Source organism: Nonomuraea sp. NPDC004186, from assembly GCF_053603495.1.
On the sequence record NZ_JBSGFQ010000035.1, the window covers coordinates 36,163 to 48,676 of the forward strand.

The window sequence follows — 12,514 nt, forward strand, 5'->3', positions numbered from 1 at the left end:
GGCCGCTAGTGGGGGCCGCCGCGCAGCCGCTTGGGCAGGCCCGTGACGCCCCACAGGCCGATGCGCCACAGCGCCTCGGACATGACCTTGCCGCTCATCTTGCTCTTGCCCACCGTACGCTCCACGAACGTGATGGGCACCTCCACCACCCGTAGCCCGTTCCTGGACGTGCGCAGCGTGAGGTCGACCTGGAAGCAGTAGCCCTGCGACTCCACGCCGGACAGGCCCACCTTCTCCAGGGTGGCGGCGCGGTAGGCGCGGAACCCTGCGGTCGCGTCACGCACGGGCAGGCCGAGCATCACCCGGGTGTAGAGGTTGGCGCCCTTGGACAGCAGCTCGCGCCGGTGCGGCCAGTTGACGACCTTGCCGCCGGGCACGTAACGCGACCCGATCGCCAGGTCGGCGCCGTCGGCCAGCGCCTCGAGCAGCTTGGGCAGCTCCTCGGGCTGGTGGGAGCCGTCGGCGTCCATCTCGACCAGGACGTCGTAGCCCTCCCGCAGCCCCCAGCGGAACCCGGCGATGTACGCCGCGCCGAGACCCTGCTTGGTCTCCCGGTGCAGGACGTGGACGTGGTCGTCGCCGTCGGCCAGCCCGTCGGCCACCTCGCCGGTGCCGTCGGGGCTGTTGTCGTCGGCCACGAGCACGTGGACCTCCGGCAGCGCCGCCCGGATCCGCTCCACGATCATGGGCAGATTGTCGCGCTCGTTGTAGGTCGGTACGACGACGAGCACCCGGCCGAGAGTCTCCATCATCAGTCGTTCCTCATCCGATCGCCTCGCCGCCTGCCCCGCCACGCGGCGACTCCTGCCGCCGCCGCTCCCATCACCATCAATGCCCACTCAGGAACCGCGCCCACCGTGGTGGCGATCGTTTCCTGGGTGCGTACGGGCACCTTGACCACGTTCATGTCCGCGACCAGTTCGCGGGTCTGCCAGGAGACCTTACCGTCAGGCCGGATGTAGGCGGAGATCCCCGTGGTGGCGGCGGCCACGACCGCCCGGTTGTGCTCGACGGCGCGCAGCTTGTACATGGCCAGCTGCTGCGTCGGCAGATTCGACAGCGCGTACGTGGCGTTGTTGGCCTGCATCGCCAGGACCGTGCCCCCGGCGCGCACGGTGCCGCGCACGGTGTCGTCGTAGGCCACCTCGTAGCAGTTGACCGCGCCGATCGTGATCGGGCCCAGCTTCAGGTCGCCCGGCTTGTCCCCCGGGACCGACTGCCGTCCGACCAGGCTCGCCCGCTCCCACAGGGCCAGGACGAGGTCCTTGAACGGCGTGTACTCCCCGAACGGGACCAGATGCTGCTTGTCGTAATAGGCGCCGGGGCCGGTCACCGGGTCCCAGACGAGGCTGCGGGTGGCGCGGGAATCCTCGCCGATCGCGACCACCGCTCCGATCAGCGTCGGGACGCCGACGTCGCGGACGGAGTCCTGGATGATCTCGCGGGCGTACGGGTCCTGGTAGGGGTCGATGTCGGTGGAGTTCTCGGGGAGGACGACCGCGTCGGGTTTGGGGAGTTTTCCTTCGCGTACGGCCTGGGCCAGGCGTTTCGTCTCATTGGCATGATTTTTCAGGACAACGGCGGGTTCGTCCCCCAGGAAGCCCATGCCCCTTCCCGGGACGTTCCCCTGGACGATGCCGACGTTGACCGCCCGCCCCTCGTCGCCCGGCCTGGGGAGCGCCAGCGTCAGCACCGGCACGGCCAGCGCCAGGATCGCCGGCACGGCCCTGCGCCACCCGCCCTCGACCTTGGGCCGGGCCAGGGCCGCGTAGGCCAGCAGGGCGCCGCACAAGGCCACGGCGAACGACACCAGGGGCGCGCCGCCCAGCGCGGCGTACTGCGTGAACAGGGACTCGCTCTGGCTGAACGCCAGCCGCGCCCACGGGAACCCGCCGATGGGCACCTGGCTGCGGGCCCACTCCATGGCCACCCACAGCCCGCCGAACCACAGCGGCCACGCGCGCAGCCTGAACACCAGCGCGGCCAGGGCGGCCATGACGGCGTAGAACACGCTCTCCGTGGCGACCAGCATCAGCCAGACGTCGTCGCCGATGGGCCGCACCCAGGCGAGGGTGGGCAGCAGGAACACCAGGGCGATCACGTAGCCGAGCCAGGCGGCCCTCCTGGGCCGGGTGCCGTAGAGGGACGCGACGATCAGCCCGACGCCGATCGGGGCGGCCGGCCACCAGTTGAGCGACGGGAACGCGGTGTACAACGCCACCCCGCCGACCACACCCGCCACGACGCGGGCCCACAGCACCCGCCCCCCGCCACCCGGACTCACCGTCTCGGACGCAGCCGGCCCCTTGGACACGGGTGCGGCGTCGGGCGCGGCGGCGGGCACGGATTGCGGCACAGGGCCACCGGCGGCGGGCGACGCCCCCTCAGGCGCGTTCTCGGACGCAGGCGTCGCGTCGGACCCGGACGCCCCTTCCGACGCGGGTGCGGCGTCGAGCGCAGGCGCGGCGTCGGCGTCGGATGGCGTAGCGGGGTCGGGAGCGGAGGCGGTGGGTGATGCGGTGTCAGGCGAAGGTGCCTCTTCGGGCGAGCCCTCGCTGGCAGGGGCGGCGGTGGGCGGTGGCGTGGGCTCGGGTCCGGCCGCAGGCGCCGCGTCCGTGAGAGCTGCGTCGGCGAGCGTCGCGTCCGCGAGGGCTGCGTCCGTGAGAGCCGCGTCCGGGGCGTCGGCGCGAGCCGGCTCACGCCCGGGGGTGGGCGGTAGGCTCGTTCTCTCCTGAACCACTCCGGGGTCTCCTCCGCCGAATCGCACGCCTGCTTGCGAAAACGCTACCGCCCCACAGGGGCGGTCGAAGCCAGCGCAGCACCGGAAGATCGAAAGAATCGGCGTTTCACGCCGGGAGGCGGCAGGGTGATCCCGCGACCTACGGGACCACCCGGCGCACATGTCGGTCCTGCGCACGAGAGCGGGAAGAGGGCCCGGAAACCCTTCGGACCGGACCCGTCTCGTCGGCGGCGAGCTCGGAATTCCGTTGTCTACTGGGCTCCCGGACCCGTCCCGGGTCCAACCCCCCGCCCGGTTGGGGTGCCCCGACTCGACGGACCGACGGCCCTGCACCTGGCTGTGTGGACGGAGTCACACTCCGTCACGGACGCAGGATCCGACGATGTCAGAGACGGCCAACCGGCCAAGTCCCGTGCTGGACTGCGCAGCAAACTACCGACTCCACCTCAGATGTCAACCGTGTCCCGATCAGCAGAAACATCAAGTTTTCGCAGGTAGGACATGGGGGCGTAAGCCGGTCAAAGGTCATTAGCGGACGCCTGGGAGCGGCTCGGCAAGCCCCTCAGAGCCTGCGACAGCGGCCGCTCGTGCACCACTCCGAGCCTTTGCGTGGCGCGGGTGAGAGCAACATACAGGTCGCTCGGACCCCGTGGCGACTGGGCGGCGATGAGGTCGGGCTCGGCCACGATCACCGAGTCGAACTCCAGCCCCTTCGCGTCCGCCACCCCCATCACGGCCACCGGCGCGTCGAGGGCCGCCGCCGCCCCGGCCCGCTCCACGCCCGTCGCCACCGCCCCGGCCGGGTCCGTGCCGGACCGCGCCGCCGCGCGTCCCGCCCCGGATCCCGGGTTCCCGGTGCGGCCCGGGCCGGGCGTCACCACCACCGCGCCCGTCACCGTGGCGGCCACCTCCGCGCCCAGCGACTCCAGCAGCGCGTCCGGCACCACCACCGCGACCTTGCCGCCCTCCCCCACCTCGGCCTTGACCAGCTCCGCCAGCGCCGGCAGCGGCGCCGACCACGGCTCCACGCCGAGCTCGCGCACGGACGTGGGCGCCTGAAGGGCGGGGTCGATGGTGGCCAGCACCCGGGCGGCCACCGCCATCAGCTCCACCGGCGTGCGGTAGTTGACGGTGAGCCTCTCCTGACGCCACCGCCCGGCCACGTACGGGTCGAGGACCTCCTCCCACGACCGCGCCCCGGCCGCCGACCCGGTCTGCGCGATGTCCCCGACGATCGTCATCGACCGCGTCGGGCACCGCCGCATGACCGCCCGCCACGCCATGTGCGACAGCTCCTGCGCCTCGTCCACGATCACGTGCCCGTAGGCCCAGGTGCGGTCGGCCGCCGCGCGCTCGGCGGTGGTGAGGTAGGAGCCCTGGCCGCGCTGGCGCTCGGCCAGGCGCTCGGCCTCCATGACGTCGGACAGCCCGGTCAGCTCCAGGACCTCGCGCGCGTAGGCGAGCTCGGCCTCGCGCTCGCTCTCCTCGGCCTGCCTGGCGGCGGCCAGCTCCTCCTCGGCCTGCATCGCGCTGGCCCGCAGCACCTGCTCGTCGATCTCGCCGAGCAGCTCGGCGGCCTCGTCCAGCAGCGGGACGTCCGACTCGGTCCACTCCCCGCCGTCGCGCCGCAGCAGTGCGCGTTCCTGCGGGCTCAGCTCGGAGGCGGCGTAGCCGAGGCGCTCCGGGGAGCCGTACAGGCCGAGCAGCAGCCGCTGCGGCGTCAGGTACGGCCACAGCCGGTTGAGCGCGGACTTGACCACCGGCTCGGTACGCAGCTCCTCACGCAGGTCGGCCAGCTCGTCGTCGTCGATGAGCCCCTTGCCGATCTTGCGGGCCTGCTGCCTGGCCAGGGCGTTCAGCAGCGACCGGACGAACACCGCGCGCGCCTGGTTGTGCGGCCGGCGGGAGCGGGTGGCCTTGTTGCGCGCGCCGTCGAGCATGGAACGGTCGATGGTGAGCGTGATGCGCCCGATGGTGAGCTCGACGGGCTTGCGCGGCACCCGCTGCCGGTCGCGTACGGCCTTGGCGATCACCTCGGCCATGCGCGCGTCGCCCTTGAGCGCGGCCACCTCGGGCCGCTCCCTGGCGGTGGCGGTCACGCCCGGGTACAGCTCCCCGACCGTGGACAGCAGCACGTCGGTCTCGCCGAGCGAGGGCAGCACCTGCTCGATGTAGCGCAGGAAGGTGAGGTTGGGCCCGAGGATGAGCACGCCGCGCCGCTCGAGCCGTTCGCGGTGGGTGTAGAGCAGGTACGCGGCGCGGTGCAGCGCGACGACCGTCTTGCCGGTGCCGGGCCCGCCCTGGACGACCAGCACGCCGTTCAGGTCGCTGCGGATGACGCGGTCCTGCTCGCCCTGGATGGTCGCCACGATGTCGCGCATGCGGCCGGTGCGCCGCTCGTCGAGCGCGGCCAGCAGGGCCGCCTCGCCGTTGAGCGTGGCGCGGTCGTCGTCGGTGAGCGAGTCGAGGTCGAGCAGGTCGTCGTCGACGCCGATCACGGCGCGGCCCTTGGTCTGCAGGTGGCGGCGCCTGGTCAGGCCCATGGGAGCGGCCGGGGTGGCACGGTAGAACGGCTGCGCGACCGGCGCGCGCCAGTCGATGAGCAGGCGTACCTGCTCGTCGTCGGTCATGCCGAGCTTGCCGATGTACAGCCGGCCCTCGTCGACATGATCGAGGCGACCGAAAATCAGGCCGCGCTCGACCGCCCAGAGCCGGGCGAGCCTGGAGGCGTACATCTCGGCGAACGTGTCGCGCTCCGACCTGTTCTGCATCGTGCCGACGGCGCCCGTGGCCAGCACCTCCTTGAGCTGCCGCTGGGTACGCTCGCGCAGCTCGTCGAGGCGGTCGTAGAGTCGGGTGACGTATGCCTGCTCCCTGGCGAGCTCTGTTTGACGAGTTGCCGCCTGACCGTTATTGTGGTTAATGAGACACTCCGGGCCATTCTGCTTGTTGTTACGACAAACGACGACATTAGCACGCCTGTTGAGGCACTCCCACTTGCTTTCTCTCTCCGATCTCTTTCCTTGTTACGGCTTGGTTTCACCTGCATCCGGCTCTTGACCCACGGGGCCGGACTCCCTATGTTCCGAGTTAGGAAAGTTTCCTAACTCGCAAGGAGTCCATCCGTGAGCGGTCCGGTACCGGGGACCCCCAGTCTGCTACGTGCCATCAATGATCGCGCCGCCCTGCAGGCACTCCTCGAACGCGGTCCGCTGACCCGCCCCGAGATCGGCACCCTCACCGGGCTGTCCAAGCCGACGGCGTCCCAGCTCCTCGCCCGGCTGCAGGAGGCCGGGCTGGTGGTGCTCGACGGCATCAGGGAGGGCCTGCCGGGGCGTACGGCGGAGGTCTACCGGATCAACCCGGCGGCGGCGTACGTGGCCGCGCTGGACGTCACGCCCGACCGGATCGAGGCCAAGGTGGCCGACATCACCGGCACGATCGTCGGCGAGCACACGCTCCCGACCCCGCGCCGGCCCCCCGGCGAGCTGGTGGACCGCCTGAACGCGGCCCTGGAGGGCGCGAGCCCGCCGGACAAGCTGCGCCGGGTCGTGATCGGCGTGCAGGCCGCGATCGACCCGTCCACCGGCAGGCTGGGGTACGCGGCCGCCAAGGACGTGCCCGGCTGGCAGCTCCCCGACCTGGTGCCGACCCTCAGCGCGGGCCTGGGCGTGCCGGTGGACGTGGAGAACAACGTCAACCTGGTCGCGGTGGCCGAGCAGGCGCACGGGGCGGCCCAGGGCCATCAGGACTTCGTGCTGCTGTGGGCCGACGAGGGCATCGGCTCGGCCATCGTGCTGGGCGGCCGGATACACCGGGGCGCCACGGGCGGCGCGGGCGAGGTGGGCTACATGCCGACCCCGGGCGCGCCGACGGCCCGCGAGGCGGGGCGCTACGCCAACCACGGCTACCAGGCGCTCACCGGCGGCCCGGCGGTGCTGAAGCTGCTGCGCTCGTACGGCGTGCGCGGCGGCGACTTCCCGCACGCGGTCGCCAACGCCGTGCGGGCGGCCGAGGGGAAGGGCCAGAAGGCCGACGACGCCAGGGCGGGGCTGCGCGACATCGCCGCCCGGCTGGCCGTGGGCCTGGCCGCGATCACGTCCGTCGTGGACCCCGGGCTGATCGTGCTGACCGGCGGCGTCGTGCTGTCGGGCGGCGAGACCCTGCGCGAGCTGGTCGAACACGAGCTGCACGCGCTCACCATCCCGCAGCCCCGGGTCCGGCTGTCGAGCGTCGAGGGCAACCCCGTCCTCGCCGGCGCCCTCGATCTGGCTCTTGCCACCGTACGCGAAGAGGTTTTCAGCTCAACCGTTCCGACATGATCCACCATGGCAGGAGGCACCCCCCGTGCGCTTCGTCCCTCTGTCGGTCGCCGCGGCTCTCGCGCTGACCGCCTGCACTCTGAGCGGGTGCACCGCGAACAAACAGGCAGGGCCGTCGCTCGGCGCCCAGCCCAAACCTTCGGGCTCGGCCTCGCAGGCGCTCCCGGCGGCCACGCTGGAGCTGTGGCACGGGTTCAACACGGACGCCGAGGTCAAGGCGTTCGAGGAGGCCATCGCGGGTTTCAACAAGAAATTCCCGCAGATCACCGTCAAGGCCGTCAAGAACGTGCAGGACGACCAGATCACCCAGGCCATCCGGGGCGGGAAGGCGCCCGACGTGGCGGCCTCGTTCACCACCGACACCGTGGCCCAATGGTGCAAGTCGGGAGCGTTCCAGGATCTCACCCCGGTGATCAAGCAGGACGGGATCGACCTGTCGGTGCTGCCCGAGGTGGCGCGCTCGTACTCGGGCTTCGAGGGCAAGCAGTGCACGCTGCCGCTGCTGGCGGACGCGTACGGGCTCTACTACAACAAGACGCTGATGAAGGGCAGCCAGCCGCCCAAGACGCTGAGCGAGCTGACCGCGCTGGCCAAGAAGCTCACCGTGCGCGACGCCGACGGCACGATCAAGGTGGCCGGGTTCATCCCGAGTGTCCAGTACTACGAGAACAGCCCCACCCACCTGGCCCCCATGGTGGGCGCCAAGTGGTACAACGACGACGGCACCTCGGCCATCGGCTCCGACCCAGCCTGGAAGCGGCTGCTGACCTGGCAGAAGGAGCTCGTCGACTGGTACGGCTACGCCAACCTGGAGAAGTTCCGCAAGAGCCTGGGCGACGAGTGGAGCGCCAAGCACCCGTTCTACCAGGGCAAGGTGGCCATGGTCCTGGACGGCGAGTGGCGTAACGCCATGATCGCCAACGAGGCGAAGGACCTCGACTACGGCACCGCTCCCCTGCCCGTCGCCGACGACCGGCCCGACCTGTACGGCAGCGGGTTCACCGCGGGCACCGTGATCGGCGTGCCGAAGGGCGCCAAGCATCCGCAGCAGGCGTGGGAGCTGGTCAAGCACCTCACCACGGACACCGCCTCGCTGGTGACGTTGTCGAACGCGCTGCGCAACGTGCCGACGACGAAGGCGTCGATGGAGTCACCCGAGCTGGCCAAGGACGCCAATTTCACGACGTTCCTGAACATCTTCGCCCACCCGAAGACCTCGACCATCCCCGCCAGCGTGAACAGCGTCTTCAACCAGGAGGTCATGGGCACCTTCATGACCAAGTGGGAGAAGGGCGGCGTACCCGATCTGGACGCCGGGCTGAAAGGCGTGGACAAGCAGATCGACGACAAGCTGAAGCTGTCCGGGGGCTGAGGTGGCCGCGCTCGCTGACGTGTGGCGGCGCCGCGAGGGCCTGCGGGCCCTCGTGTGGCTGTCGCCGTGGATCGCCGGGGTGTCGATCTTCTTCGTCTACCCGCTGCTGTCCACGGTGTACTTCTCCTTCCACCGCTACGACATGTACACCCTCGAGTTCGCCGGCCTGGACAACTACCGCTACCTGTTCGAGGACCCCAGGGTGCTGACCTCGGCGAAGAACACGCTGTGGCTGGTGCTCATCATGGTGCCGGCGACCGTGCTGTGCTCGCTGGCGCTGGCGCAGCTCGTGGTGCGGCTCAAGGCCGGCGTCGGGCTGTTCCGCACGATCTTCTACCTGCCGTCACTGGTGCCGCTGGCGGCCGGCACGATCACGTTCGTCTTCCTGATGAACCCGGCGACCGGGCCGTGGAACCAGTTCCTGGCGCTGTTCGGGGTCCGGGGGCCCGACTGGTTCGGCGATCCGGCCTGGTCGAAGCCGAGCCTGACGCTGCTGTCGCTGTGGAGCTGCGGCCAGCTCGTCGTGATCTTCATGGCGGCGCTGCTGGACGTGCCCAGGCACCTGTACGAGGCCGCGGCCATCGACGGGGCGGGAGCGTGGCGGCAGTTCCGCAGCGTGACGCTGCCCGCGATCGCGCCCGTGCTGATGTTCTCCCTGGTCACGAACGTCATCTACGCCCTGCAGTACTTCACGCAGGCGATGATCGCCTCGCGGGTGGCCTCGGGCGAGACGGACTCGCCGGGCAGCTCGTTCTCGCCCGGCTATCCGGACGAATCGCTGCTGACGCTGCCGCAGTGGCTGTTCCAGGTCGGCTTCCGCGACTACTCCATGGGGTACGCGTGCGTGCTCGCGCTGCTCCTGTTCGCCACCTCGATGATCTTCACGCTGATCCTGCTGCGGCAGTTCCGCAAGGCCGAGGAGGCGTCATGAGTGCCACGATCGCCGACCCGGGCACCGCGCCCCGTCCGGTGGCCGCGCACGCCCGGCGGGACGGCGTCCGGGCCCGCAGGCGGCGGGTGCTGGTGTGGATCGCCACGCACGCGCTGGCCGTCGCGCTGGCGCTGATGTTCCTGGCGCCGGTGGTGTTCATCGCGCTGACCGCGCTGATGACCGACCAGCAGGCGCTGACCAGCGACCTGTGGCCGCACAGCTGGAACTGGGACAACTTCGCCGTGGTGTTCGAGAAGTCGATGCTGCTGCGGTGGGCGGCCAACACGCTCATGTACGCGGTGCTCGGGACGGTGTTCACGGTGGTGTCGTCGGTGCCGGTGGCGTACGCGCTGGCCAAGTTCCGCTTTCGCGGGCGGCGGCTGGCGTTCCTGCTGGTGATCACCGCGATGATGCTGCCGCCGCAGGTCATCGCGGTGCCGATCTACCTGGTGTGGGCGCGGCTGGGGCTGACGGACAGCCTGTGGCCGCTGATCCTGCCGATGCTGCTCGGGGACGCGTTCTCGATCTTCCTGCTGCGGCAGTTCCTGGTCACGATCCCGCGCGACTACACCGACGCGGCCAAGGTGGACGGCTGCTCCGACTTCACGACCCTCGTCAGGGTGGTCCTGCCGATGGCCCGCCCGGCCATCGCGGCGGTCGCCCTGTTCCAGTTCTTCTACTGCTGGAACGACTACTACGGGCCGCTGCTGTACGCCGGCGTCGAACAGGACCACCTGACGCTGTCGCTCGGCCTGGCCACGTTCAAGGCGTTCCACAGCGTGCAGTGGAACCTCACCATGGCCGCCACGCTGCTGGTGACCGCACCGGTGATCATCGTGTTCTTCTTCGCCCAGCGAGTGTTCATCGAGGGCGTGACTTTGACGGGAGTGAAGGGTTGAAACTGGCCGTGGTCGGGGGCGGCTCGACATATACGCCTGAGCTGGTCGACGGCTTCGCGCGGTTGCGCGACGAGCTGCCGGTGACGGAGATCGCACTGATAGACCCCGACGCCGCGCGCCTGGAGCTGGTGGCGGGCGTGTCGCGGCGGATGCTGGCGCACGCGGGGCACCCGGCGCGCGTGCTGGCCACCTCCTCGGTGGAGGAGGGGGTCGCGGGGGCGCAGGTGGTGCTGTTCCAGCTCAGGGTGGGCGGGCAGGCGGCTCGGGAGGTGGACGAGACGCTGCCGCTGCGCTGCGGGTGCGTGGGGCAGGAGACGACGGGCGCGGGCGGGCTGGCCAAGGCGCTGCGCACGGTGCCGGTCGTGCTGGAGATCGCCTCGGTGGTACGCGCGCTGGCGCCGCAGGCGTGGATCGTGGACTTCACGAACCCCGTCGGCATCGTCACCCGGGCCCTCCTGGACGCCGGGCACCGGGCGATCGGGCTGTGCAACGTGGCGATCGGCTTCCAGCGCAGCTTCGCCGGGTGGCTGGGGGTGGAGCCCTCGCGGGTCTCGCTCGGGCACGTCGGGCTGAACCACCTGACCTGGGAGCGGTCCGTCCACCTGGACGGCGAGGACGTCCTGCCGGCCATCCTGCGCTCGCACGGGCAGGAGATCGCCGACAGCCTCGGGCTGCGGCCGGAGCTGCTGGAGCGGCTGCGCTCGGTCCCCTCCTACTACCTGCGCTACTTCTACGCGCACGACGCCGTGGTGCGCGAGCAGCGCGCCAAGCCGTCGCGGGCGGCCGAGGTGGCGGCGCTGGAGCGGCGGCTGCTGGAGATGTACGCCGACCCGGCCGTGGTGACCAAGCCGGAGCTGCTGTCGGAGCGCGGCGGGGCGTTCTACTCGGAGGCGGCGGTGGCGCTGATCGCCTCGCTGCTCGGGGACCGGGGGGACACTCAGGTGGTGAACGTCCGGAACGGCGGCACGCTGCCGTTCCTCGACGACGCGGCGGTGATCGAGGTGCCCGCGGCCGTCGGGGCCCGGGGCGCGGTGCCGCTGCCGGTGCCGCCGGTCGAGCCGCTGTACGCCGGGCTGATCGCGCACGTGTCCGCGTACGAGCGCCTGGCCCTGGACGCGGCGCTGCACGGCGACGCGGACCGGGTGCGGGACGCCCTGCTCGCCCATCCGCTGGTCGGGCAGGACGAGATCGCCGAGGAGCTGACGGGCCTGCTCCTCGATGCGAACCGCGCGCATCTGCCGTGGGCGGTGGGCTAGTGGGGCGCCCGCGGCTCGTGCTGGCGGTGGACGGCGGCAACAGCAAGACCGACGTGGCGGTGATCTCCGAGCACGGCGAGGTGCTCGCCACGGGCCGCTCGGGGCCGTTCGCGCCGCAGCGCGACGGGGTGGCGGCGGCGGTGGGCGTGGTCCGGGACGCGCTCGCCGCCCTGGGGCCTGAGGGCGGGCCTGAGGGCGGGTTCGACCACGTGTCGGCCTGCCTGGCGGGGGCGGACCTGCCGGTCGAGGAGGAGGCGCTGGCGCGGGAGTTCGCGGCCAGGGGGTTCGGCCGGGACGTGGCGGTGCGCAACGACACGTTCGCGCTCCTGCGGGCCGGGGCGTCGGCCGCGTGGGGGGTGGCGGTGGTGTGCGGGGCCGGCATCAACGCGGTCGGCGTCTCCCCCGCGGGCGCGGTGGCCCGCTTCCCCGCTCTCGGGCGGATCAGCGGCGACTGGGGCGGCGGCCAGGGCCTGGCGGAGGAGGCGCTGTGGCACGCGGTCCGCGCCGAAGACGGGCGCGGCCTGCCGACCGCGCTGACCGGGCTGATCACGTCCTACTTCGGCACGGCGACGGTCGAGGAGCTCGTGCTGGAGGTGCACTTGGGCCGGCTGAGCGAGGAACGCCTGCACGAGCTGTCGCCGGGCGTGCTCGCGGCGGCCGGGGACGGGGACGCGGTGGCCCGGTCGCTGGTGGAGCGGCAGGCGGAGGAGGTGACGGTGATGGCGGAGGTGTGCCTGCGCCGCCTCGGCCTGCTGGAGACGCCGACCGAGGTGGTGCTGGGCGGGGGCCTGCTGACGGCCCGGGATCCGCTGCTGACGTCGCTGCTGGACTCCTCCTTCGCGGTACGGACGCCGCGGGCGAAGCCGGTGCTGGCCGACGTGCCCCCGATCGTGGGCGCGGGGCTGCTCGGCCTTGAGCACCTCGGGGCGGCGGAGAGCGCCAAGGCCCGCCTGCGCGCCCGCTACGAGCCGCCTGGCCGGGGCTGAGCGCTCAA

Annotated in this window: 9 protein-coding genes; 6 read left to right on the forward strand and 3 right to left on the reverse strand. The window is 71.7% G+C overall.

The features are described 5' to 3' along the window. Positions 1-5: 5 nt before the first annotated feature. From ACWEPL_RS27105 to ACWEPL_RS27115, 3 genes are all read right to left on the reverse strand, one after another. On the reverse strand, positions 6-752 hold the full coding sequence (locus ACWEPL_RS27105) for a polyprenol monophosphomannose synthase (RefSeq protein WP_363968680.1): 747 nt from the start codon (positions 750-752) through the stop codon (positions 6-8). Then, positions 752-2,356, reverse strand: coding sequence for an apolipoprotein N-acyltransferase (gene lnt, locus ACWEPL_RS27110; protein ID WP_452437812.1), 1,605 nt, complete (start codon positions 2,354-2,356; stop codon positions 752-754). The genes ACWEPL_RS27105 and lnt overlap by 1 nt, the downstream gene beginning before the upstream one ends. 902 nt (positions 2,357-3,258) lie before the next feature. Beyond that, positions 3,259-5,538 (reverse strand): HelD family protein, encoded by a 2,280-nt coding sequence (locus ACWEPL_RS27115; protein ID WP_452437813.1) that lies wholly within the window; start codon positions 5,536-5,538, stop codon positions 3,259-3,261. Between the two features lie 327 nt (positions 5,539-5,865). On the opposite strand from ACWEPL_RS27115, the gene ACWEPL_RS27120 reads away from it, so the two are divergent. The 6 genes from ACWEPL_RS27120 to ACWEPL_RS27145 are packed head-to-tail and all read left to right on the forward strand — an operon-like array spanning position 5,866 to position 12,506. Next, complete coding sequence (locus tag ACWEPL_RS27120) at positions 5,866-7,062, forward strand: ROK family transcriptional regulator (protein ID WP_397368441.1); 1,197 nt, start codon at positions 5,866-5,868, stop codon at positions 7,060-7,062. Between the two features lie 25 nt (positions 7,063-7,087). After that, positions 7,088-8,434 carry an ABC transporter substrate-binding protein gene (locus ACWEPL_RS27125; protein WP_452437814.1) on the forward strand — a complete coding sequence of 449 codons (1,347 nt, stop codon included), beginning with the start codon at positions 7,088-7,090 and terminating at the stop codon, positions 8,432-8,434. A gap of 1 nt (position 8,435) precedes the next feature. Continuing rightward, on the forward strand, positions 8,436-9,365 hold the full coding sequence (locus ACWEPL_RS27130; RefSeq protein ID WP_350734607.1) for a carbohydrate ABC transporter permease: 930 nt from the start codon (positions 8,436-8,438) through the stop codon (positions 9,363-9,365). Further along, positions 9,362-10,264, forward strand: a complete 903-nt coding sequence (locus ACWEPL_RS27135; RefSeq protein WP_355198914.1) for a carbohydrate ABC transporter permease — start codon at positions 9,362-9,364, stop codon at positions 10,262-10,264. The genes ACWEPL_RS27130 and ACWEPL_RS27135 overlap by 4 nt, the downstream gene beginning before the upstream one ends. Further along, the gene (locus ACWEPL_RS27140) at positions 10,261-11,520 is read left to right on the forward strand and encodes a 6-phospho-beta-glucosidase (protein ID WP_452437815.1); all 1,260 of its coding nucleotides are present in this window, start codon (positions 10,261-10,263) and stop codon (positions 11,518-11,520) included. Before ACWEPL_RS27135 ends, ACWEPL_RS27140 begins: the two co-directional genes overlap by 4 nt. Continuing rightward, the gene (locus ACWEPL_RS27145) at positions 11,520-12,506 is read left to right on the forward strand and encodes an N-acetylglucosamine kinase (RefSeq protein ID WP_452437816.1); all 987 of its coding nucleotides are present in this window, start codon (positions 11,520-11,522) and stop codon (positions 12,504-12,506) included. The genes ACWEPL_RS27140 and ACWEPL_RS27145 overlap by 1 nt, the downstream gene beginning before the upstream one ends. Positions 12,507-12,514 lie beyond the last annotated feature (8 nt).

Coding starts and splice junctions, on each gene's coding strand:
- ACWEPL_RS27105 (WP_363968680.1), bottom strand. CDS start 752: ATGATGGAGACTCTCGGCCGGGTGCTCGTCGTCGTACCGACCTACAAC.
- ACWEPL_RS27135 (WP_355198914.1), top strand. CDS start 9,362: ATGAGTGCCACGATCGCCGACCCGGGCACCGCGCCCCGTCCGGTGGCC.